15 protein-coding genes and 1 pseudogene are annotated in these 25,545 nt (G+C 42.1%); 4 read left to right on the top strand and 12 right to left on the bottom strand.

Features of this window, described 5'->3' with window-relative positions; translation table 11 throughout:
• Window position 1: 1 nt before the first annotated feature.
• Together hutU and secDF are read right to left on the bottom strand one after the other, a co-directional pair.
• A complete protein-coding gene (hutU, locus tag C825_RS06455) occupies window positions 2–1,999 on the bottom strand; it encodes a urocanate hydratase (RefSeq protein ID WP_007655117.1) in 1,998 nt (665 codons plus the stop codon).
• 184 nt (window positions 2,000–2,183) lie between these two features.
• A complete protein-coding gene (gene secDF, locus C825_RS06450; RefSeq protein ID WP_007655119.1) occupies window positions 2,184–5,207 on the bottom strand; it encodes a protein translocase subunit SecDF in 3,024 nt (1,007 codons plus the stop codon).
• A gap of 169 nt (window positions 5,208–5,376) precedes the next feature.
• Between secDF and C825_RS06445 the strand changes: the two genes are divergently transcribed.
• Window positions 5,377–6,414, top strand: a complete 1,038-nt coding sequence (locus tag C825_RS06445) for a DUF4468 domain-containing protein (RefSeq protein WP_007655121.1) — start codon at window positions 5,377–5,379, stop codon at window positions 6,412–6,414.
• Window positions 6,402–6,974 carry a DUF4468 domain-containing protein gene (locus tag C825_RS06440; protein WP_010801889.1) on the top strand — a complete coding sequence of 191 codons (573 nt, stop codon included), beginning with the start codon at window positions 6,402–6,404 and terminating at the stop codon, window positions 6,972–6,974. The genes C825_RS06445 and C825_RS06440 overlap by 13 nt, the downstream gene beginning before the upstream one ends.
• 58 nt (window positions 6,975–7,032) lie before the next feature.
• On the opposite strand, the pseudogene C825_RS27705 reads toward C825_RS06440, so the two are convergent.
• From C825_RS27705 to C825_RS06420, 3 genes and pseudogenes are all read right to left on the bottom strand, one after another.
• Window positions 7,033–8,147 (bottom strand): annotated as a pseudogene (locus C825_RS27705) (endonuclease/exonuclease/phosphatase family protein).
• On the bottom strand, window positions 8,144–9,022 hold the full coding sequence (locus C825_RS06425) for a rhomboid family intramembrane serine protease (RefSeq protein ID WP_044214810.1): 879 nt from the start codon (window positions 9,020–9,022) through the stop codon (window positions 8,144–8,146). The pseudogene C825_RS27705 and the gene C825_RS06425 overlap by 4 nt, the downstream one beginning before the upstream one ends.
• Window positions 9,003–9,713: a rhomboid family intramembrane serine protease gene (locus C825_RS06420; RefSeq protein WP_007655129.1), complete on the bottom strand. Its 711-nt coding sequence runs from the start codon at window positions 9,711–9,713 to the stop codon at window positions 9,003–9,005. Before C825_RS06420 ends, C825_RS06425 begins: the two co-directional genes overlap by 20 nt.
• A gap of 184 nt (window positions 9,714–9,897) precedes the next feature.
• Between C825_RS06420 and C825_RS06415 the strand changes: the two genes are divergently transcribed.
• Complete coding sequence (locus tag C825_RS06415; protein WP_007655130.1) at window positions 9,898–10,170, top strand: HU family DNA-binding protein; 273 nt, start codon at window positions 9,898–9,900, stop codon at window positions 10,168–10,170.
• A gap of 550 nt (window positions 10,171–10,720) precedes the next feature.
• Here C825_RS06415 and C825_RS06410 read toward each other — a convergent pair.
• From C825_RS06410 to C825_RS06385, 6 genes are all read right to left on the bottom strand, one after another.
• Window positions 10,721–11,683, bottom strand: coding sequence for a FimB/Mfa2 family fimbrial subunit (locus C825_RS06410; RefSeq protein WP_010801886.1), 963 nt, complete (start codon window positions 11,681–11,683; stop codon window positions 10,721–10,723).
• A 215-nt stretch (window positions 11,684–11,898) separates the two neighbouring features.
• Entirely contained in the window at window positions 11,899–13,686 is a 1,788-nt protein-coding gene (locus C825_RS06405; protein WP_010801885.1) for an Mfa1 family fimbria major subunit, read from the bottom strand.
• Window positions 13,687–13,723: 37 nt separating this feature from the next.
• Window positions 13,724–15,232 carry a DUF3868 domain-containing protein gene (locus C825_RS06400; protein WP_010801884.1) on the bottom strand — a complete coding sequence of 503 codons (1,509 nt, stop codon included), beginning with the start codon at window positions 15,230–15,232 and terminating at the stop codon, window positions 13,724–13,726.
• A 7-nt stretch (window positions 15,233–15,239) separates the two neighbouring features.
• A complete protein-coding gene (locus tag C825_RS06395) occupies window positions 15,240–15,806 on the bottom strand; it encodes a DUF3575 domain-containing protein (protein ID WP_010801883.1) in 567 nt (188 codons plus the stop codon).
• Between the two features lie 11 nt (window positions 15,807–15,817).
• Window positions 15,818–17,674, bottom strand: coding sequence for a BACON domain-containing protein (locus tag C825_RS06390; RefSeq protein ID WP_081615931.1), 1,857 nt, complete (start codon window positions 17,672–17,674; stop codon window positions 15,818–15,820).
• Between the two features lie 5 nt (window positions 17,675–17,679).
• Window positions 17,680–20,652 (bottom strand): hypothetical protein, encoded by a 2,973-nt coding sequence (locus C825_RS06385; protein ID WP_010801881.1) that lies wholly within the window; start codon window positions 20,650–20,652, stop codon window positions 17,680–17,682.
• Between the two features lie 519 nt (window positions 20,653–21,171).
• On the opposite strand from C825_RS06385, the gene argS reads away from it, so the two are divergent.
• Window positions 21,172–22,965, top strand: a complete 1,794-nt coding sequence (gene argS / locus C825_RS06380) for an arginine--tRNA ligase (RefSeq protein ID WP_010801880.1) — start codon at window positions 21,172–21,174, stop codon at window positions 22,963–22,965.
• An 86-nt stretch (window positions 22,966–23,051) separates the two neighbouring features.
• On the opposite strand, the gene topA is transcribed toward argS, so the two are convergent.
• Complete coding sequence (gene topA, locus C825_RS06375; RefSeq protein ID WP_010801879.1) at window positions 23,052–25,400, bottom strand: type I DNA topoisomerase; 2,349 nt, start codon at window positions 25,398–25,400, stop codon at window positions 23,052–23,054.
• Between the last annotated feature and the right edge of the window lie 145 nt (window positions 25,401–25,545).

Here is a 25,545-nt window from a genome sequence, read left to right as displayed (position 1 = left end):
TTCAGGTATTTAAAGAGGTCTTTATTGTTTTTCGTATCAATTCTTCCTCCGGAATATAAGGAAGAGTGATATGATACTGATTCTCATTATTCTTATTAAATGTTTCACTTGTTTCCAGAGCATGCCGGTTACGTGCCCAGGCACGGCGCGCCACACCGCCCATTACATCCCATAACATGGCAGAACGTAATATTTCATCAACACGGTTACTTCCGTCGAGAACCATACCGAATCCTCCGTTTACCGCTTTACCGATACCGACACCACCACCATTATGAAGGGCTACCAGACTCATTCCGCGGGCTGCATTTCCGGCAAAACACTGTACAGCCATATCGGCCATGACGTTACTACCGTCGTAGATATTGGACGTCTCCCGGAAAGGCGAGTCTGTCCCGCTGACATCATGGTGGTCGCGTCCCAGCATCACCGGCCCGATCTCTCCGTCACGGACCATCTGATTGAAACGAAGTGCAATCTTCAGCCTGCCTTCGGCATCCTGATAAAGGATACGGGCCTGTGTACCTACTACCAGATTGTTCTTTTCGGCATCGCGTATCCAGTTGTAGTTATCACGGTCCTGTCCCCGCCGGTCCGGATCAATACAATCCATGGCGGCATGGTCGGTTTTGACCAGGTCTTCTTTTTTCCCGCTCAGACAAACCCAGCGGAAAGGACCGTAGCCGTAATCAAATAATTCCGGTCCCATTATATCTTCCACATAAGACGGCCAGATAAAACCATCTTTCTCATCGATACCATTCCTGGATATATCTTTTACACCGGCATCATAAATCGCTTTCAGGAATGAATTGCCGTAATCGAAGAAATAGGCTCCGCCCTCGACCAGCCGTTTTATCACTTCATAATGTCTGCGCAAAGAACGGTCCACCAGGGCACAAAACGTTTCCTGGTCTTCCGAAAGCAAACGCGTACGTTCTTCGAAAGAGATTCCTGCGGGACAGTATCCACCCTCATAAACAGCATGACACGAAGTCTGGTCGCTCAGCAAGTCGATAGGAATAGATTCCGATGCGGCATATTCCAACAGGTCTACAATATTCCCATGATAAGCAACCGAAAGAGGCTCTTTGGCACGGCAAGCATCCGTAGCCAGGCGAAAAGCCTCGGCCTCGTTATCTGTAACCAACTGGACCCATCCCTGCGAATGGCGTGTTTCTATTCGCGATCGATCCACTTCCGCCACAATGCAGGCAGCACCGGCAATAACAGCCGCTTTCGGTTGTGCCCCGCTCATTCCTCCTAATCCGGACGAGACGAAAAGATGTCCTCGCAAGTCCTTGTCCTGCGGTATGCCAAGTTTAAGGCGACCGGCATTCAGGAGCGTATTGAAGGTTCCATGCACAATACCCTGCGGTCCGATATACATCCACCCTCCAGCTGTCATCTGACCATAGTTGGCAACCCCCATCTGGGCTGCCACATGCCAGTCCTTCTGATTATCGAACATACCGACCATCATCGAATTGGTGATAATTACCCGGGGAGCATCCGGCCTGGAACGAAACAGACCGAGCGGATGGCCCGATTCAATCACCAGGGTCTGCTCCTGTGTCATGATCTCCAGATATTGTTTGATCAACCGGTATTGCATCCAGTTCTGACAGACCTGACCTGTCTCTCCATACGTCACCAACTCATAAGGATAGAGGGCAATGTCGAAACAGAGATTATTGTCAATCATTACCTGGAAAGCTTTTCCTTCCAGGCAGTTTCCTCGATAATCATCAATGGGACGTGCTTTCAGATCACCCTCCGGACGATAACGATACCCATATATCCTTCCACGGGTACGAAGCTCTTCCATAAATTCAGGTGCTAATGTCTCATGAAGTTCTTTCGGAATGTACCTTAAGGCATTTTTCAATGCTGTTTCAGTTTGTGCAGACGTAAGGGAATAACCGCGATCGGGGGCGCGGCGGATACCGGCAACAAAAGAAGGATATGCCGGCAATTGGCTACCTAGATGTATATCCATAACTGATGACGTTTTAAAATAAACTTACAATTTGTCAGAATAAAACAATTGCAAGTGGCCTACAAGGTAGATATTTCCGTGCAACCGGACAATTTCGGCTATATGTTTAGAAGCATATTGTAAACAAGAAAAAAGGCCATCCCGCAATGAGATGGCCTTTTCATTATTTCATAAAAACTGTCTGTTACTTAGCAGCTTCGGCAGCTTTTTTGTTGATCTTTCTTTTCTGTATTTCGTATGCAATCGGAGTTGCAACGAACAGTGTAGAATATGTACCTACGATGATACCCAGCAGGATAGCGAACGTAAAGCTACGGATTGTGCTACCACCCAGGATAAAGATACAAAGTACTACAACCAATGTTGTCAATGATGTATTAAATGTACGAGACAACGTTGAGTTCAAAGCGTCATTGATCACCTGGTAACGATCGCGTTTCGGATACAGACCGATTGTTTCACGGATACGGTCGAATACAACCACGGTATCATTGATAGAGTAACCGATAATCGTCAGGATAGCCGCGATAAATGTCTGGTCGACTTCCATAGAGAACGGTAACACTTTCCATAATAAAGTATAGAAAGAGATGATACACAATGTTGTCACTGCTACTGAGGCAAATGCACCTACTGAGAACGACCAGTCACGGAAACGAAGCAGGATATAAGCTGCCATACAGAACATCGCGAAGATAACCGCCATGATAGCGCTGTTCTTGATGTCGTCGGCCATACTCGGTCCCACTTTCTGAGAACTCTGGATGTAAGTTGTTGTAAACTGATCCAATGTTGTTCCTTCCGGAAGCAGCGGTTTAACGCCTTCGAACAATAATGATTCGATTTCCTGGTCTACAGCAGGATCGGCATCGTCGATCTTATAGTTGGTAGAAACACGAACCTGGTCCGGTGTACCGATCGTGATAACACTTACAGCACCATCCAGTTTTTCGTCCAGCATATTACGAACTTCATCCGTTTTTACATCCTGTGCAAAACGAACGATATAGTTACGTCCACCGGTGAAGTCGATACCGTTATTCAAACCGATCGTCATCATGGAGATCGCTCCCAAAAGAACGATACCGGCAGGAATCAGATAACCAGTCTTACGGGCACCCAGGAAGTTGATCTTCGGATTAGTCAACAGGTCTTTCGTGATGGATGTTACAAATGTTACATTCTTCAGTTTATCCTTAGCCAATAATGCTTCATAAACCATACGAGTCAGGAAGACCGCAGTAAGGAAAGAAGCAAACAGACCGATAATCATTGTAGTAGCGAAACCACGGATAGGACCTGTACCGAAGTAGAACAATACAACACCTGTAATGATAGATGTCAAGTTGGAGTCGAAGATAGCAGAGAACGCGTTACTGTAACCATCGGCAATAGCTTTGCTCAACGACTTACCGGCTCGAAGCTCTTCTTTTGTACGTTCATAGATCAACACGTTAGCATCGACTGCCATACCCAGTGTCAACACCATACCGGCGATACCCGGCAAAGTAAGTACAGCCTGGAAAGAAGCAAGGATACCCATCGTGAAGAAGATGTTCAATACCAATGCACCGTCTGCGATCAGACCCGGGATAATTCCGTAGAATGCACACATATAGATCATCAACAGAATCAATGCCAAAGCAAAGGAGATAACACCTGAGCTGATAGCTTCCTGACCCAGTGACGGACCGACAACGTCTTCCTGTACGATATGTACAGAAGCAGCCATCTTACCTGATTTCAATACGTTAGCTAAGTCCTTCGCTTCTTCCGGAGTGAAGTGACCTGTAATCTGAGAACGTCCTCCGGTAATTTCGTCATTTACGTTTGGAGCGGAATAAACCATATCATCCAGAACGATAGCGATAGCTTTACCGATATTCTCTTTTGTCAAACGAGCCCATGCCTTAGCACCTTCTGCGTTCATGGCCATACTAACCTGCTGTTCTGAACGGCCAGCCTGCTGTACGAAGTCTGCATTAGCATCAGTTACTACGTCACCACCTAAAGCAGGCGTTCCGTCACGGTTAGTAACCTTGATAGCATATAATTCGAAAAATTGTTCTTTTTCATCGATAGCCTTAACACCCCATTTCAAAGACAGGTTACGAGGTAACACGTCTTTCACCTGTTTCATTGCCAAGTATTCGTTGATCTTAGGAATGTCTCTTACGTTAGCCACACCAACGGCAGCACCACGACCTAACTGGCCGTTATACTGATTGATCTGTAACAAGGCAAACAACGGATGCTGTTTTGCAAATTCTTCCATCGACTGGTTAGCCTGAGCTTCCGGTTTATCCTGAGCGATCTGCTGTAACAGAGAATCAGCTTCGCTAGTAGCGGCAGCATTATCTGTAACAGTTTCCGTAGCAGTTGTTTCAGTACCTTCGGCAGAAACAGTTTCTGTTTCAGTTACGGCTGCTTCGTCGTTATGTTCTTTCAAAACAGTAGCCAGTACATTGTCGGCAGCAACCAACTGCTGGTAAACTTCCGGCAACTGATAAGTTTCCCAAAATTCCAGGTTTGCACTGCCCTGTAACAATTTACGAACACGTTCAGGTTCTTTTACACCCGGAAGTTCCACCAGGATACGTCCTGCTGTTTCCAAACGCTGGATGTTAGGAGATACCACACCGAAACGGTCGATACGGGTACGCAATACGTTGAATGAATTATCGATAGCACTCTTCAATTCGTCTTTTAATACTGAAACGACCTGAGCATCTGTGCTCTGCGGAGTAATTTTATCTTTCAACTCAAATGTACTGAAAATAGCAGACAAACGTGCGCCATTATCCAGGTTCTTGTACTCTTCTGCAAACAAGTCAATAAAGTCTTTCTGACTGGTTGCCTGGCGAGCATAAGCTAAATCCAAAGCTTTGTTGAAGTTTTCATCCTGGTTGTTATTTGAAAGTGAGCGGATTACATCTGCCACATTCAATTCCAGAACGACGTTCATACCGCCTTTCAGGTCAAGTCCTAAACTAATTTCCATTTCACGGCATTGCTTAAGCGTATAGCCCAGCCACACCTTCTGAGTAGATAATGAGTCCAAATAAAGACTCTCTTTCGACGGATCCCCTCCCGCATACTCAGCGGCTTTATTGTTGTAATATCTTGTTACAAATGAGAACGATAGATAGAACAAACATACAAGCGTAAGTAACACCGCGAAGACCCTTACAAATCCTTTGTTTTGCATTTGAATCTTGAGTTTATGTTATTACATTATTTATTTTCGTTTTTTCACAGGGTGCAAATATAGGCTTTTTTTCTTTGTCAAATAGTAATTAGATTAATTATTTGTCACTCTCTTAGTTAATTTCAAGTACAAATATATATCTTTGCCAGTAAAAAAACACAGATTGACCATGAAACAGCTATTATTATTCCTTTTATTTATTCCTTCCCTGCTTATGGCACAGGAAGATCAAAAGTATTTAGCCGGTGCTATCCCTGAAGAAGGAGGCAAAGTCGTATTTACCAAAGAGATAAATATGCCGTCGCTTTCGAAAGGGCAGATTTACGATATCATGTACCAATGGGCCGAAAAGTTCTTCAGCGAAGAAGGACGCCGACTGGTCTATTCTGACAAGGACAAAGGCGATATTGCAGCAGTAGGTGAAGAATACCTGGTATTCCAAAGCACAGCTTTATCATTGGACCGCACACTGATGGATTACCGCGTAACCATCGAATGCGAAGACAATGCAGCTAAAATTAAACTGGCCGGCATCCGCTACGAATACAATGTATCCTATCAGCGTGAACCTGAAAAGTACACAGCAGAAGAATGGATCACAGACAAATATGCACTGAACAAAAAGAAAGATAAACTGAATCGCGGTAACGGCAAGTTCCGTCGTAAAACAGTTGATTTTGCGGAAAATATGTTCCAGAGTGCCGATGCCGCATTCGGTATCCAGCCGGCCGGTACGGTAACACCTGCTTATGCCCTTACCCCTGCAACTCCGGTGCAACAGCAGCAACAAACAGTCAGACCGGCAGCTCCTGCCCAGCAAATCGCACAGGCTCCCGTCGGCAACAATACAGAGGTATGCCAGGGTTTATCCGCTTTCGAACCGGATAAAATCCCGTCTACCCTATTGAATATGCTGCCGGATAGCAGAATGCAGGTAACACCGGCAGATAAAGAGAATCTGATCGAGAGATATGCCACCTGGAAAGAAATGGGCAAGATGTTCGGAAAGAATATCGCTTCTATTTCTATCAGCCCGGAAAGTGAAGTCTACAAAGCAGTCAAAGATAACGACATCTACACGATCACTTTCACCAAAAAAGATGATACGGAAACCTGGTTCATGATTCAGTGCGTTAAGCAGGGCGAGTCAAGCGAAGGACAACAGAAAATCGTTATTGGAGAGATACTTAACGTATGGATCAGATAAATACAAAGATGATAAAGAAAACAATATTACTGCTATTGCTGATATGTCCCGTGCTTGCTATGGCACAGGGACATAAAGGCAGTGTAGAGTCGTGTGCCCCGATGAAAGAGGGGAAGGTTTGCTACAGCGACGAAGTAGACGTTGAAGGCGTAAAGAAAGGCGAATTGTTTAAAGCGATCGACAAATGGGCCAAGAAGAATTATGGGAAAGATGTTTTCCTGTCGAGTGTCAATTCCAACAAATCGAAAGGAACGATATTTATCAACTCCAAGGTCGAACTACTTCTGAACGATACGGATAAAACAATCGTCAAGTACAAGATGAGAATCTATTGCCACGACGAGAAATATAATGTAGAGCTGACGGATATTTCATATCAATACGATCCGAACAACGAAAAGAAATATAAGACCTATCCGGCCGAAAACGTTATTGCCAACAATGGGAAAAGCAATACGATCGCATTGATCAAAGACCCATTACTTTTCTGTAATGCGACCTTCTTTTTTGCAGAAAATTTATTTGCCGATGTGTTTAGTGCAGCAGATAATGACGAGTAAAAAATAAACAGACTATATATATTAATGTAAGGGGATTCCGGCAAGGGGTTCCCTTATTTTATTCTTCCAGGCTCAGATAGCACCATAACGGATAGTGGTCGGAATACCGTACCTTATCAATAGTGCAGTTCATGGATTTCATATTCTTTGAATGCAATATATTATCGATGCGGAACCAGAACATATTCTGATTATAGGTTATTCCCATCCCCTGTCCGGATTCGGCAAACGAATCGACTAAAGGTCCCTGTACCGTACGATGTGCATATGAAATCGGCGTATCATTAAAGTCACCGCAAACCAGGATGTAATCACCTTTTGCCTTTGAGATTTCTTCTGCGACGGCATCTGCCTGCCGGGCACGTATCTTAAAAGCCGGGCCCAGTTTTTGTTCAAGCGCACCTTTAATCCCATCGAAAGTATCCGTGCCGATATTTTTTATAAAAGCAGTATAGCGGCTCCGGTCCTCCATCGTCAGTTTAAAAGATTCCAAATGATTATTGATCAAAGTCAGTTTCTTTCCATTCACATTCAACTCATGAATAGAAGAAGCATTGCTATCGCTCTTATATTTTATCTTCCGGCTGTTCGAGATCGGATATTTAGAAAAGACTGCTATCCCATAATCTGCATAACTAGTCTTATTTATAGGAATAACAGAACGATACGGATACATATCAAGTGCCTTATATACCTTCGAAGATGTCAGGTACTTGTCGGATTTACTCACGGCGTACTCCTGCAAACAGACAATATCGGCCCCGAACCGGCAATATATTCGAGAATCTTATTAGGAGATTCCGCCGTATGGTTCAGGTAAGCAAAAGCCATTACATTATAAGTCAGCACCTTCAATACATTTTCTTTTGGAATATCTTTCGTCCGGCTATGATAAGGGAAATACTTTTTCACCGGTCCCCAGCAGATCAGGATAGAACATAATCCGATCAGCAGGAAACGCCATTCCCATAAAAACAACCAATAGAGGATAAAACAAAGGTTCAGGACACATAAAATAGGGAAAACCAATCCCAGATAAGAAAAACTTAGGATAGTATCAGGAGAAACACGATCTGAATAAGCTGAAATAACAAACAGCACGACAATCAAAACATTGGCAAGAACGAACAATGATTTGAATAAAAGCTTCAGTGTTTTCAATTCTTCACTCATTTTTTACTTGCGTCAAATAATTGCCTTTTTTCATCAGCTGAAAGACTCTCATATCCGGAACGTTTCAATTTATCCAGAATAGCATCAAGGTCTGCCGATTCCCGGTGTTTACGGGCATTATATTCATAATCGGTTTCTGCACGTTTGTGCGTCACCTTCATTTTAGGTTTTCTCTTTCCGAGATTCACCACCCAATCCAACAGGCGATTCATCGGTGCCGTCAGGTCTTTCCCTTCCTTAATCCGCATGGCAAACCAGATACCGAATAAGGCACCGCCAATATGTGCAATATGCCCGCCGGCATTCTCGGAAGTAATAGCCAGCAGGTCGATCACAAAAGTGAAGAGTGCCAGATAGATCAACTTGATCCGTCCTATCAGGAACAGATTTATCTCCAGATCTTTCCGGTAGAACGATACGGCAAAAACTATTGCCATCACCGAAGCCGAAGCCCCCATCAGATAACTTGAAGAAGCCACCGTCTGAAAATACGGAAAGATATTATAAGCAAGCATAAACAGTATTGCACCGGCAATACCTCCCAGCAGATACAATCCCCCCAACAGCCGTTCGCTGAAAAATGTCAGAAACAGCCCGCCAAACCAGTACAACCAAAGCATATTAAAAAGGATATGCAGGAAGTCGAAATGGGTGAACATATAAGTAATGACCGTCCACGGCCGGTACATCAGCAACTCCGGCGAAGAAGGCATCTGCAAATATTGCAAAAAGGATATTCCGGGGATATTAAAAAGGAGAAATATCACCCCCATCAACCGGATCAGGATGAAAAGCCCTACATTAATATATATGAGCTTTGCCAGTATATTTCCTGCCCGGAACGTATTCTTCAGATTAGTAAAAATACTTTCCATTGTCTGCATCTTTCTTTTTCCAGTAGCGAACCATAAAGAAGCCGAACAACATACCGCCTAAATGGGCGAAGTGTGCGACCGTGTCTCCACCAAAACTGGAAACACCCATAAATAGTTCAGCCAGACCGTAAAACACAACAAAATATTTAGCTTTAATAGGTATCGGAATAAACATCAGGAACAACGGCACATTCGGGAACAGCATGGCAAACGCCAACAGGATACCGAACACTGAACCGGAAGCCCCTATCGTGATCATCATATTCAACGAGGGATCCATACGAACCAGTTCAAACAGCGTCAGACCATTCGCACTGGCAAAAGATTGCACCGAATAGGCCCATACCAGTTCCTGTACGATACCGGCACCGATACCTGTCACGAGATAGAAGGTAAGGAAACGTTTCGGTCCCCACACATTTTCTAGTACACGTCCAAACATATACACCCCGAACATATTAAAAAAGACATGTGCAAAAGAGTGCGTATCGTGCATGAACATATAAGTAACAAACTGAAACGGGTAGAAATCTTTCACACCCGGAAAGTGCAATCCCAATAGTTGCACCAAATCAATCCCTACTTTCGGCAACACCAGACTGGCTACCCAGAATAGCAGGTTGATAATGATAAGGTTTTTTGTAACGGGCGGTATACTATTCAAGAACCCGGAGCCATTTTGATTCATCATACATATATCAATTTGCGGGCAAAGGTAAATATATTTTGATTGTTTTTCCTTCAAATAGTACTAAAACATAGTAAATCAATAAAAAAAACAGATTTTTTCTTTGCAGAATATCAAATTAAAACTACATTTGAACCGACTTTCAGGCTATCACAGATTTGTTTAATATATTAATTATCAATCCATCATGAACAAAACAGAATTTATCACAGCTGTAGCGGAAAAATCCGGTTTAAGTAAGGCTGATGCCAAGAAAGCAGTAGATGCTTTTGTTGAAACAGTATCCGACGAAATGAAAGCAGGAGGAAAAATTGCTCTTCTAGGTTTCGGTTCATTCTCTGTAACTGAAAAAGCAGCCCGCAAAGGCGTTAACCCAAAGACAAAACAACCCATTGAAATCGCAGCTCGCAAAGCCATCAAATTTAAACCCGGCGCAGAGTTAAACGACAAGGTTCAGTAAGAAACGGAATATTTTCATATTCGAAGAGGTGTTGCAAAAGTGTCATTTGTCAGTTTTACAACACCTTCTTTATTCTTTCATTGTTGGAATGTTGTTTTATCATATATTGTGATACAGTATTCGCATATATTATGATACTGCATTCTCATATATTATGATATTCTTTTCGCATAATATATGATAAAATAATTCCAGAGAACATCACTGCCCCCTGGAACCCACACTAGTATTAATATTAAACTTACCTGATTACACAGGTTAGTATTGTTATTCCGAACAAAACATGATTACGGGACTTCGGTCCCGTTTCATCTATCACATTACAAAGATCCTGCTTTTCAATCAATTAACCGAACCTTTTCAGTTCTGATATCGCATCTTGATAAGCCCACAAGACTCTATTTCGACAACTACCCGGATATTTTTTTCATTCTCCGCAATTCAGGTGATTTATCAGCCTTCAAACACTATACCCAGCAACAAATCCAAAAACATATTACATTATTAGAACACTGGCAAGATGACGACACACTGCAAGGAGACTCTTTTATTAAATTTCTTCCGGTTGCAAATACCAGGTCCAGTCATTAATCTGGATCCGTAAGGCCAGCCAGGGATCTTTATCCGAAAAGAAAAAAACGATCTTATATTCACTCTCACGATCGAGATATTCCTGCGAAGAAAAATTATGACCTTCTATCTTTGTCATCACCAAGAAGTCAGTCAGGTTGATATTGAATACTTTATTACCTGTCGCCTTTTCTGTCACGACGAAGCGGGCATTACGATCCGCCAGAAAACGCATGGTATTTAATTCTATAATTCCTGCCGCCAGGTTCTTCTGTTCGATATGATACGGACGATAACTAATATTATCATCCTCCAGTAGTGAATTATCATGCGCAAGGTAACCGTTCGATTCGATGATCTCATACGTATAGGCATTTACATTCACTCCCCAGGAATCTTCGTTACTTCCCTGGAAAACGAACCGCACTTTATTGGTGTCTTTTATCAGGTTGACGACTTCTGTCTGATCAGTTGTACCGGTAAAATTGACTTTATTGATCTCACCATACCAGAGTGGTTCCAGCTCCTTATCGATAATAAGAGATTCTTCACGCTTCAAACGCAACTGAAGCTCCGTGATGGAAGAAACACCTTTTTCCAGAGAAGTCAGATCATACGAATCATGCGCTCCTGCCCATGCCATAAACTGATATTCTCCGATAGGCAAATTCACAGCCATCAGGTAACTGCTGGTTGCCAACGCGGCTCCTTCTTCCGCCTGCTTGAACAGGAACTTGCCATCTTTATCAAAGACATAAAGCTCCACTTTATCTACCTGCGCATGAAATGCATCTGTAAATTCCATATTATAATCATACTTGAATTTAACAAACAAACGGCATTCAGGCAGGTGTTCGTTAAAGCTGTCGCATGAGGACATTATCAGGGAACCGATAAAGAGGATCCACATGACAATGTGACGTAATAGGCTTTTTAGCTTCATATTTTTTCGTTTTCTAGTTATTCTATATAGGGAGGAAAAGACCCATCCGTTCTTTTCTCGTTATTTCCAATCCGGTGGACAGAACTATTTGCTCCGTCAAAATTAAATCCCGAAGTTTTATAAGTTTCCGGAAACTTTGTTGTTAAAAATGAAGTTGTGGGAAAATACTCCCACAACTTCTTCTATAAAAAAAATTTCAAATCGATTATTCGGATTTATAAATCAACACCTTGCTCGTACCAAGTCCAAGGATTGATACCAATCTCAATAGACATGTAGAATTCTTCTTCTTCATCTTTTTTACCTGGATCAGGCTCCTGAATAATCGGATACCCCGGATTCATGATAGATTTAATAGTAATATCATAAACGGAATTACGTACTACCCCGAATTCACCTAGCTTATTGTTTGTATCATTCGTATCGTTATCATGCTTAATCATAATGGTATAATAGCTATCTCCTCCTTTGTAATAAGAAATAGATCCATAAATATCAGCTCCGTTATCAATAACTTTTTGTTGATAAAATTTATTAGCAATAGATGTTACTCTCTCAGCATCATTAGCACCTGGCAAAGCATCAAATTCATCTTTTGTAGGAAGAGTAACGGCAGTCACGCCCGAACCGGATTTCCCTGCTAAGTACGAAATATAAGTATTAAAGGTTGTAGTAAACGAAGTCGGGAAATTATCCGGGTCTTTATCTTCATATTTTGATGTCAATTCTGCTTCAATATATTTAATAACTAACTTATAAGAATAATAACCTTTACCTACTTTAATCCAGTCTTTTCCGGAAATAACGTTTCCGGAATCGTTCACATCCGTATCGCTATTGGCTGGTCCGTTATAGGTAGCACCGCCCGGAAGTTTTAATCCGGTAGGAACTACTGTAGCTTTCAATAACACATGCGTACTATAGGCCTGATAATTATCAGCCTCCTCCTGCGTATTCTCCAGACAATACAAAGCCGGTATCTTAGAGGCATTCGGATTGGTAGAAGGTCCGGCTGTTACTGCCGACCATGTCGGAACATTACTATGAGTATAATAAGTATAGTTATCCGTGTAAGGAGTAGTGCTTATATCCGTCATAGACGTTTTCTGACCTTCATAGTTCGGGTCTTTTCTATAAGAACCGAATTCCCAGATATCAAACGGAGATTCATAAGTATTACGAGGAGAGCCGTCACCTGCATTGGTAGTACCACCGCCTTCCATCCATGTTTCTGTTCTTTCAGACATCGGGAAATATTTCTTATTAGTCACGTTCAAAGCCCATCCTACAGTAGTGACATCAATACTATTCCCGGTATAGCTAGCATTCGCAAACAGACGAACTTTCGCAGCTACACGGTCGACAGTAACTTTCTGAGGGTTTAACTCCGCTTCACCCGAAGTCGGATAGGTAACCAGATCCAAATCTGTTACAGTAACCGAACCGGAATTAACAACGGTTGTCGGTTCCAACTGTCCTTTAGCATTCGTCATCATAAAGTAATCCTTACCTGCGCCAATAACCGAAGTTACATCAGTGTCAATAATCGCTTTGTTTATAGTAGCAAAATCAGTAGCCGTACCCGCTATTGTTTCAAAATCGGGAGACGGATTTAATACAACCAGAAAAGCTTTCGCAGTTTTCTTCACTTTGAATGCTTTTGTTGCAGTTCCGTTAGGCTGTCCCGGAGTACTGATCTCCGGATCTCCAGATCCCCATTCCTTTGTATCGACCACCCCCGGATTAGCACTAGCAGACAAATGGTTATCAAAAAAAACAACCATGATTTTATCCACTTTCGACTCATTTGTCGTACCATTTTCTTCATCCGGATTATGCAAAGCCTTAGTAGTTGTTCCAGCCTTAATGTTCAATGATACCCAAGCTTCTCCATCGGTATTGATAATACCGCCGCCGTCATCTCCACCATCCGGCAGATTTTCACTACACGCTGCAAACATAAAGGATGCAAGCGCAAACATAAAAAGATTCTTCTTTTTCATTTCACTCAATTTTAATTAGTAATTTTCACTCATTTATTTATCTAATTGTCTTCTCAATCTCAGCAATATTCGCCTTTTTCTTTGCCAATTCATCCAGATTATCTTTGGCTGCTTCCAGTCCTGAACCTGCGGCTGCTTTCAAATATTTTTCAGCTTGTTTATAGTCTCCTTTCAATAAAGCTACTACACCGCGTGAATTAATATATTCAGGTTCTTTTGAATCCACCTTATTCAGATAACGCTCGGCCGCAACCAGATCTTTACGCAAGATAGCTGCCGCTGCCGCATTCATATTGGCTATCTCATTTTCCGGGTACATCCGTACAGCCACTTCGAATACATCGACAAACTCCTGTGAGCCGGCCGGATAACTATTGGCAACCATGAACATTTCATTCAGGCTCAGGTTCTGCGGACGCGTTTTAATAACTTCCTTCGCTTCTTCCACATCAAAGTTCTTTACGTTAAAGTTGACTTTACAAACAGCAACACGCAGACGCGGATATACATTTCTCAGCAAATATTGATAAGGCATACCGCTCTGAAGCTGTTTCAACTTCGCTTTTCTCTCTGTTTCAAGCGGATAGTTATCAATGATAGCCAGCACCTCCTCCTTATAATCCATATCTCCGGCTTCCAGTGCTTTCACCAGACCGTCCCAGTTTTCACCCCCGAAAATGGTTTGATACTGATTCCTGCGGAAGTCATAACGGGAACCCAGATAGTCACGTAATGCCATCGCACGTCCTTCGGACAAACGCTTATTGTTAGCCAGCGAGCCTTCCGGAGAAGCATATCCTACAATATCCAGACTTTTAACTTCAACACTCGGATCCGACTTCAACTCATCGATCATCGTCCGTATCTTAGCCAGTTCCTGGGGATTATTCATATATTCAGGACGAATATCTACTTTATTCACCTCAAAATCCAGAAAACTTTCCACCTGTATATCACGGCGTTTAATTTCTTCGACTACCGGTTTAATAAAAGCCATATGCGGTACAATAGCGTAGGGTTCCGGTATATATTCCAGTGTTACTCTGTCTACAACCGGTTCCACTTTCATCAATAATGTCTCACCACAACCGCATTCATCTCGTTGAATATCCAGATGGGCATCAGCCATCCATGATTCATAAGGAAGGATATAACGATATTGAATCGTTTCGCTTGTCGGCCTATGCACTCGCTTAACAATATAAGGTTTTTCATAACCGGCTTTCTCCGCCGCATTCATCAGAGAAAGCGAACGTTCGTAAACCCGATATTCATCTCTCCCTTTCATTGTTACTTCAGGCAGATTACAACTCTTTTCTGAAGAAACCAGCTGCGGGATAAGGTCCACACCACGAGTCGATTTGACTTTCACTCCATTCAGGACGATGTCCATATCTATATAAAGAGAGTCTCCCACCTGTTCCAGCCGTACGGGATTTACCGTAATACTTCCTTCAAAAGAGCGCGACTGTGCCTTTACCTGAAGAACATTCAGACAGGTAAAAGCCAGCAGGCATATAATGAATTGTATATTTCTTTTCATCATTCTTCTTTTATTTAATCAGATAAATAATTGACAAAGCTGCTTTCGTCGGGCCGAAATAATTTCGTCCGGTATCTTTCAGTTTAGAGCCGCACTCCGCACAAGGATATTTTTCATATTCTATACGTGCATATCCCAGACCGACAGACGCTTCTATACTCCAACGTTTTTTCAATATCCAGGAATGCCCGACCGAAATGCCGCCTCCATACAGATGTCCCTGATACCGGTTCTTTTGCATATTTTTGCTGAAAATACCCGGCAAGCCACCGACATTAAAGTCGGCATAATGTCCATGCAACCCTACGAACGTACGGTTGAAACTTTCGCAAAACCAGTAACGCACCTCCGGTTGTACGCCCCAGTGACGCAAGCGGCGGCCATTATCCGGTTTCCACGGGTTATAGTTGACCGGTATATCCAGTGTCCATTTACGGGCCAGTCCGAATTCCAATCCCAAATTCATCGTCGTCGTCGCATCATATAATAGATTGCTTTTGACTGCAATTTTCTGCGCTTTACTCTCGATGACCAGGCATCCGAGCATGAAGAACAGGAGTATAAAGGCTCTTTTCATCTATATTACTTTTAATTTACGGAAATACTGTTTCCTAACTGAGTTATATCTATTTTAATACGCTGTGTCGCCATGCCGGATGATGAATTATTATCAATAGTTGTCAAATACACAATTCCGTTTCGCGTATCTGTGCCCGGATTAGGCAAAACTTCTATAAATATTGCTCCGTCATCTACTGTGATATTATCCGTATCATTTCGTTCTTCACCGGAAGAAGGACGCAACTTTATCCAGTTTTTAGGACTATATACCGCATTATCTTCCACATAGCCAGACAAGCAAGTATAGTTTACCTTTCTATACTGAGGGTCCCTGTTTGTCGTCGGCATATATTGTATCGTCTCCCCCCCGGCATTAATAGCCTTTCTCTGATTAATATGAATCTGCTTCTCCAGATTTCCTAGCTTAAGTGTGATGTAAGCATTTTGTCTAAGTGCTGTACCCTCCTGATTAAACTGAAATTCATCATAAAACTGTAAATAATTTTTTACTTCCACATTTACGGGAGTTACATTAGGGTCCGAAGAACCAGCACCCGCAATAGAAATCCCAAAAGGAGAAACCAATCTATATGCATAATCAGCCAAACTTCTTTCATCACTTATCTTATTCGAATTTGGGAAAATAGTCTTACAATCGGTTATTATCCTAAAAGCCTCATATTCGGCAGTTTCATTCGTATAAGCAAAAAAGACGGAGTTACTTACGCCCAAATAATAATCATTATTGGCTATTATCTCATATGTATTACTATCATCGACCAGTACGCTATAATCAAGTGCCGTATTCGATGGTTTGGAAACTTTAGCATCAGCAACCGTATCAAATCCCGGCCCATGAACTTTGTTTATAGTAAACGTATATAACTTATTACGCTCCAGACTCATCAAAGTCAGATTGTCATCCACGATCGCCATTTTATAAAAATAATTATGCCCTTCATATGTACCCTGAATAATAAAATAAGTATTATTAGATACAGGCGATTCATATAAATAAATCGGCTTGTCCGCCGTACTTTGACCGCCGGAAACAGCAGAGGTTGCGATGAGAGGAGACGAATAGCTCGCATCATAACGTAATTCAGTTAAACCCGATATATTGTAAACAGCATCATCGGATTTATGTAACTGTCCTTGACGCGGAACATTCACAATCGCCGTAATGCCTGTGAAATCGAAATTAGATGCAGCATTGACTATGGCTATTTTAGACACAACCCGGCTCAATAACAAAGAACTGCCATCTGTATTCTCTATTCTTGTCGAATTATTTATCTCATCAACCTCTAACAGGTAACTCATAGGAATTGTCTCGCCTTCGCCACTATAAGGAACAACCGACTGTGCAGGAATAGCCAACGGCTCAGTTAATAAGTTGGAACATGCCTCTGACAAAGTCGTTACACCAACTTTCAGATTAGCTGTAAAACTCTCAATTTCAAATTCATATCCCGAATCGGCATCTCCATAATAAAATTCACTCTGCGGATTCGCCAATATTAATAAATGATACTTCGTACCAGAAGGTTGCCTAGTAAGCAAAACATATCTCTTCCCTATAAGTTCAAAAGCCTGGACAGCTTCTACAAAAGTTGCAGAAGCTTCATTATTTCCTTTAAACACAAGTATCCAAGGAGTAATACCTACCGTGTTTTCATCATTCAAACCTTTGGTAACAGGAAGCTTATATGAAGCTACACGGGTAAAAATCTCAATTCTTATTTTATCATCAACTATTTCTTCCGGATCTTCCGATATCAGAACCTCATGTTCACAACTGGTCACAAATAACAGAATAGCTAAAAGAAACAGATAGTTTATATGTATTATAATTTTCCTCATTTCAATCCTTTCAAAAAACATAGTTGTCAACGGCTTCGGGAAAAGGTTTCATCCCTGACACAACGGGCTGATTCTGCAAAAGTCGGTAGTTGGTAATAGAGCCCCGGATTAGGCCACTTCCCCAAACTAATACTCCACACACTCTGAGGTGTATTCGCAGAATAAGGACCGATAGACGATGACTGGTAATAACCTGTCGAACCTGAAAATTCAACCTGTCCGGAAACAGAAGCCCGTCTCCCCGCTGAAGGGAAGAAAACCGAAGCATTCTCATTATCTTTATTATAAACTAAAATACCACGATAAGCAACCTGTGCATTATCAACAGATACCCCAAAAGAATACTCACTTTTTTTTATAACCGGAAGGCGGTCAAAATAGCCGTCTGCATAAAAACCGAAAGCAAAAGTGATGTGCCTTTTCGCTTCTTCCGTATCATTCGGATCCTGCCAAAAATTAGGTTCTCGATCTATTTTAATACCATTTTTTTCCGATGATCCGTCCCATCCTCCTATATTTTCCAATCGCGCAGCATCACCGGCCAATGGATTTTTGAAAAGCGACTGCCTCCATTCAGAATAAGCAATATCCTCCCCGTGGTCTACTGCGATTGTATCCTTTTGTTTTTCAAACACATCAACATATGCAGTACCGACCTTCACCCCATTCACATACTTAACCATATTAGGATACAGACCATTCCAGGAAATCCGGTCAGTATATCCATCACTGGGGCGATGATACCCCTCCGGACAAATCTCAAAAATATCTTTATAACCATAGTCATATATCGGATCAGCTGTTCCTGTTGCAGTATTCCATACTGGTAAAAATAGTCTACTGTTGGTCGTTAAAAACTGTAACGTCTTGTTCCAGTAAGACGCAATCACCGGATTAACCGGATGATAAGCCTGGCGAAAATACGGTTCCAAATGCGTACTGTCAGGAAGCCCCCACTGAAAGAAGGCACCAGCCTGACTGGGATATTTAACAAAAACTCCATTTTTATGACCAACCTGATAATTAGCAGCCTCACCACCATTTTTAAATTCAGGAGCGGTCAAGTTAAACGGTGAAAACATTCTGGCCGCATTACGCGGCTGGCCTTGCAACTGCCCCGAGGTTATCGCATCCTCAGTGCCTGGCCTTAAAATATAATCCGGATCTTCTCCCTGCCGAATAAAGACGGAATCTTTATACGTCCAATATCCACCTCCCCAGATACCTCCATACCGTTCCACCAAAACCAGGGCATATCTCGGCTTGTCCCCGCTATGCGTCGAATTAAGGCCGATACGGAAATAAATACGTCCTCTACCTTCTACCATACGCCCACTTTCTCCCTTATATTCATTTGGAGTAACCGGATATTTCTCCGGGTTTCCGGGACTGTATGTTCCTATGCCCGGATCGAAGCTGGGAGTTGTACTTAGTACAACAAAATCTCCGTCGATAACGGTTGCTTTCCATGTTGTAAGTCCGTCATATTCCGGCAAGTCATTATTCCTTTCCTGCTGTCCGGTAACAACCCTTTCTCCGGTTTCATTTTTCCGGTAAAAAGCTCCGACATACCTTGTTCCTTCTGTAAAAGCATGACGTCCGCCATACTGACTGGTTTTCACTTCTATCTCTTTTTGCAATTTACCTCCGTATTCATCTTCAGCCGACAAAATGATCCGGTATATATTTTGCCCGGCGGCATTCTGCTCATCAAGCAGGATATCCATATAACCGGAACCTGATTCGGAAACTTTATCATAAGTATAAGAAAACCGGGAAGTTGCATAAGTAACTGTCGTTCCATTATCCGTTACATCTATATCTTTCAACACCAAATCATTAAAAATACTTTCTGTTTCTGCCGTAACTGTACTCGTTCCTATAAAGACTTCAGGCAACACCTTCACTTCAGGCATATTCGACCAAAATGAAATCCGTGCCCCATTAAAATCGGTTATACTGACTTGTGTATGTGAAACATTCAGCTTTTTATTGCCGGATATAATCCAGTTTCCATCATATTCACTCCAATCCGAAGCTTTTACATTTACATGCAAAGCATCCCGGATAATACCCGTCAAATCAAGCTTACTATTCATCGGAAGACTATAATCTACCGGATTCGAATTTATCTCCAACTCACAGGAAGGATTATAATTAGTCCCCATATTAACAGTAAAAACGACAGCTTCCGATTTCTCTGATTTATCCACAGGCTCACTGGATGGTAAAATAATACGATTTATATTCTTTGCCCAGGTTGTTCCCACAGTAGAGGGCATTCCGTCTGAAAAATAACTTCCGTTTTCACTTAATGTAAATTTACGTATGATACTCCTTCCGATACTTCCGCTATAATTAGCTGTCAAAGGGACTAAATCAGGTATATTGCTGAATACAACACCGGTAAAAACGGCTTCAAAATCATCTTCGGCTTCCAATACGACATCGACTCGTACTCCCAATCTGTTCAATGCCAGCTTCAAAAAAGATTGTTGCGTTCCATCACTCAATTCAATACCTCCTCCTTTTGGCAAAACAGTAACCTTCTTGATTTCCTGTATCATAGGAATGTCAAGATCAGAAGAAAAAGCACTTGCAGGATAAGCTATTTTATTTAAATCCCCATATTTTAAAACTCCGTTTAACTGATTAAGGACAGATGTACTAGTAGCCTCATTGGCGAGAAATACAAAATCATAAGTTCCCTGTTTTATTGAGTGCTTTATTATGTTATTGGTCCACTGCTCTTTCGTGTACAGAACATTTGACAGACAAATACCGGTTGCAGGATCAAATTCTATAATACGAAGGGTACTCACAATATGATCTTCGGCAGTCCCGTCATGTGTCACATTCAGAGGACCGATACCAGTAATTGACAAGAACTCCCCATTATTGTTTTCGCCGACAAAACTTTCATCCGCGCAAGCGAAAAAGGTAACCAGCAATAAACAATAAATTAATACTCTATATATTTTATATTCGCTTACAATCATTAATAACATTACTTTCTAAATCAGCATATACAAACTATCCCAAGTCATAACATTTCGTGCTTATCCGACTTTCGGTAGTATCCCAAAATCTTGCTACCAAATCAGCAAAACTCAAGCATCCATTATTATCTCAAAGAAAAAGAATCCTAATAGCACTCTTTCCTTCAATTACAAAGATCGTTGTTATCAAACAAATTACTATTCTATTGTTGTTTCTGATATTATGCGTTAACACTCCCCTTTACGACTCATTTCAAGAGTAAATCCAAATACGATTCCACTTTTTTGAAAATAATGATGATTATTTTCACTTCATTTTCAAAAAATGAAAAAATAAGCATACATACTGCACGATTTGTAAATATTACCAACAAATATGTAAACTCGGTTCCCTCTCTTTTGGAGGATATAGCAAAGGATAGACAAACTGCTAATTCAAAATATCCATACGCAGGTTTTTAGAAAATAATCATGTACCTTTGCAGGCAAAATAAAATCCGAATATATAGAAGTAAGAATATGGTTATTGAACAGCAGATTACCGGTGCGATCATTGCCGGCATAAAAGAACTGTACGGAGCAGAAGTTCCTGCCGCCCAGATACAGTTACAGAAGACAAAAAAAGAGTTTAAAGGACATCTTACCCTGGTTGTATTCCCATTCCTTCGTGCATCGAAGAAATCGCCGGAACAAACAGCACAGGAAATCGGCGAATATTTGCAGAAAAACGAACCGGCCGTATCTGAATTCAATGTAATCAAAGGATTTCTGAACCTGACTGTTGCCGGCCCGTGCTGGATCGACTTGCTGAACACGATCAATGAGCAACCTTCATACGGAATAGTTCCCGTTACGGAACAATCTCCGCTGGTGATGATCGAATATTCTTCACCTAATACAAACAAACCGTTACACCTGGGTCACGTACGTAACAACCTGTTGGGCTATAGCTTGTCTGAGATCTTGAAAGCCAATGGTAACAAAGTGGTTAAGACCAATATCGTAAACGACCGCGGTATCCATATCTGTAAGTCTATGCTTGCCTGGCAGAAATGGGGCGAGGGCGTTACTCCCGAATCATCCGGAAAGAAAGGTGACCACCTGATCGGTGATTTTTATGTATTGTTTGACAAACATTACAAACAGGAGTTAAAAGAACTGGAAGAAAAAGGCCTTACCAAAGAAGAAGCAGAAGCGCAGTCGACCTTGATGGCCGAAGCCCGCGAAATGCTCCGCAAATGGGAAGCCGGCGACGCTGAAGTCCGTGCTTTATGGGAGAAAATGAACAGTTGGGTATATGCTGGTTTTGATGAAACCTATAAGATGATGGGCGTAGACTTCGACAAGATCTATTACGAATCACAGACCTACCTGGAAGGTAAAGGTAAAGTGATGGAAGGTCTTGAAAAAGGTATCTTCTACCGCCGCGAAGACGGTTCCGTATGGGCCGATCTGACCAAGGACGGACTGGACGAAAAGCTACTGCTCCGTGCTGACGGAACTTCCGTATATATGACACAGGATATCGGTACCGCGAAGTTGCGCTTCGACGATTATCCCATCAATAAAATGATCTATGTAGTCGGAAACGAACAGAATTATCATTTCCAGGTTCTTTCCATCTTACTGGATAAACTGGGCTTTGAATTCGGAAAAGGTCTGGTACACTTCTCTTACGGAATGGTAGAACTTCCGGAAGGTAAGATGAAGAGCCGTGAAGGTACGGTTGTCGATGCAGACGACCTGATGGAAGAAATGATCGGTACTGCTCATGAAATTTCGCAGGAACTGGGTAAACTGGATGAAATGACTCCGGAAGAAGTTGCCAATATTTCCCGCATTGTCGGATTAGGTTCTCTGAAATACTTCATCTTAAAAGTCGATCCGCGCAAAAATATGACCTTCAACCCGAAAGAGTCTATTGATTTTAATGGAAATACAGGACCATTCATACAATATACATATGCACGTATCCGTTCTGTTTTACGAAAAGCTGCTGAACAAGGCATCGTATTACCGAAACAATTGCCGGCCAATACTCCCATCTCTGAAAAAGAAGAAGGGTTAGTCCAGATGATTGCCGATTACGCTGTAACAGTTAAAGAAGCAGGGAAAGAATACAGCCCGGCTTATATTGCCAATTACATTTACGACCTGGTAAAAGAATACAACCAGTTCTACCACGACTTCTCTATCCTCCGTGAAGAGAATCCGGAAATCAAACAATTCCGTCTGGTATTATCTGAAAATGTCGCCAAAGTCGTAAAATCAGGCATGTCGTTACTGGGCATCGAGGTTCCGGAAAGAATGTAACAACCAACCAAGTATAATACGAAAAACCTCCTGCTGAATGATCAACAGGAGGTTTTTTATTTTGTTATCCCAAAGGATATTTACTTTTACGCTTTTTTCTTGGTTGTCCGCTTTTTCGGTGTAGCAGGCTTCTCCGCTGCTTCGGTTATGATCTTCATACATTCTTCATAAGTCAGTTTTTCCGGCTGGGTAACCGTCTTCGGTATCCGGTAATTGGCTTTCTTATACGTAATGTAAGGGCCATAACGTCCATTCAGGATCTCCAATTCAGGATCCTCGTCAAACTTCTTCAAATAACGCTGTTCATCTTTTTTCCGTTTTTCATCAATCAGTTCGATCGCTTCTTCCGCGGTGATGGAAAGCGGATTCAGATCTTTCGGGATAGAGATAAACTTGCCGTCATGACGGATGAACGGTCCGAACCGGCCTACGGCTGCAACCATATCTTTTCCTTCATATTCACCGATGGTACGGGGAAGATCGAATAACTTCAGTGCCTCTTCCAGTGTAATCGTTTCAATAGACTGTCCCTTCATCAATGTAGCGAACTGAGGTTTCGGTGCTTCCTTATCATCCGGATGGGCCTGTCCGATCTGCACGACCGGACCATAACGACCGATCTTTACAAATACAGGATTTCCAGTCTTCGGGTCCACACCTAACTGGCGTTCTCCCACTTTATGTTCAGTCTTTATGGCAGCCGTTTCTTCTACGATCGGATGAAATAGCTTATAAAACTTATCAATCGCTTCCGTCCAGACCATTTCTCCTTCAGCAACAGCATCGAATTCTTTTTCCACACTGGCTGTAAAATTATAATCCAACACATCCGGGAAATAAGCCATCAAAAAGTCGTTCACGACAGTACCGATATCGGTCGGCATCAACTTATTACGGTCGGCACCTACGATCTCTTTCTTGTCAGCTTCCTTTATCTTATCTTTAGCAAGTGTGATCACGCTATAAATACGTTCTACCCCTTCCTTATCTCCTTTAATCACATACTCACGATTCTGTATCGTCTGAATAGTCGGAGCATAGGTAGAAGGACGTCCGATACCTAATTCTTCCAGGCGGCGAACCAGGCTGGCTTCCGTATAACGCGGAGGACGTTGCGTAAAACGTTCCGTAGCCACGATATCGTTCAGTGTCAACACTTCATGCAGCTCAACCGGCGGCAATAAACCGTTTTCCTGTTCCTTTTCGTTTTCGTCATCGTAACTTTCACGATATACCTGAAGGAAACCGTCGAAAGTGATTACTTCACCGACAGCCACGAATTTTTCTTTCTTATTATTGATGCAAACAGAGATTGTCGTACGTTCCAGTTCAGCATCAGCCATCTGTGACGCGATCGTCCGTTTACGGATCAATTCATATAATTTCTTTTCCTGCGCCGATCCGCTGATTTCCGTATTACTTATATAAGTAGGACGGATCGCTTCGTGCGCTTCCTGTGCACCTTTACTCTTTGTATGATACTGGCGGAATTTATAATATTTCTCCCCATAAATATCCAGAATAGCTTCCTTAGCCGTACCCAATGCCAGGTCACTCAGGTTGACCGAGTCGGTACGCATATAAGTGATCAATCCCGATTCATACAAACGCTGTGCAATCATCATGGTTTGAGAAACGGAATAACCCAGTTTGCGGGCGGCTTCCTGTTGCAAAGTAGACGTAGTAAAAGGAGGTGCTGGTGATTTCTTTACCGGTTTCTTAGTGATCTCGTCAATAGAGAAAGAGGCAGCTTTGCAGGATTCCAAAAACTCCATCACCTCTTTTTTATCCTTCAGCCGCTTGCTCAATTCCGCTTTCAGGATCGTTGTTCCGTCAGGAAGTATGAAATTGGCAATGACACGGTAAGCGGCTTCCGACACAAATTCGTTGATCTCGCGTTCACGTTCCACGATCAGGCGGACAGCTACCGACTGCACACGTCCGGCAGACAAAGCCGGTTTTACCTTTCTCCATAAGATAGGAGACAGTTCAAAACCCACGATACGGTCTAATACACGACGTGCCTGCTGGGCATTTACCAGGTCGATATTAATATCGCGCGGTGTTTCAATCGCATGCAAAATAGCATTCTTGGTAATTTCATGGAAAACAATACGTTTTGTATTTTCCGGTTTTAATCCCAAAACTTCGTACAGATGCCAGGATATAGCTTCTCCCTCGCGGTCCTCATCGGATGCGAGCCATACCTGTTCGGCAGACTTCGCTTCGGATTTCAATTCGGAAACCAGCTTCTTCTTATCTGCCGGGATCACGTACTGCGGAGCATAATCGTGTTCTACGTCTATACTAAATTCTTTTGTCTTCAAATCGCGGATGTGCCCGTAACTCGACATAACCTTGAAATCTTTTCCGAGGAATTTCTCAATGGTTTTTGCCTTGGCGGGTGACTCCACTATTACCAGATTCTTTTGCATAATCACTTTTCACTTTTTAGAAATCGAGTGCAAACATACACAAATAATTAACGTAACCGTACATCAGTAACAAAAAAACAGTTTTTTAAACCGTGATTATTATGTATGTAACCTCTTCAGAATTATCTTTGTCCGTAAAATATCA

Source organism: Parabacteroides sp. ASF519 (assembly GCF_000364265.2).
Lineage (GTDB): Bacteria > Bacteroidota > Bacteroidia > Bacteroidales > Tannerellaceae > Parabacteroides > Parabacteroides goldsteinii.
Note: the sequence above shows the minus strand (reverse complement) of the source record. Positions and strands in the feature narration are given on the sequence as shown.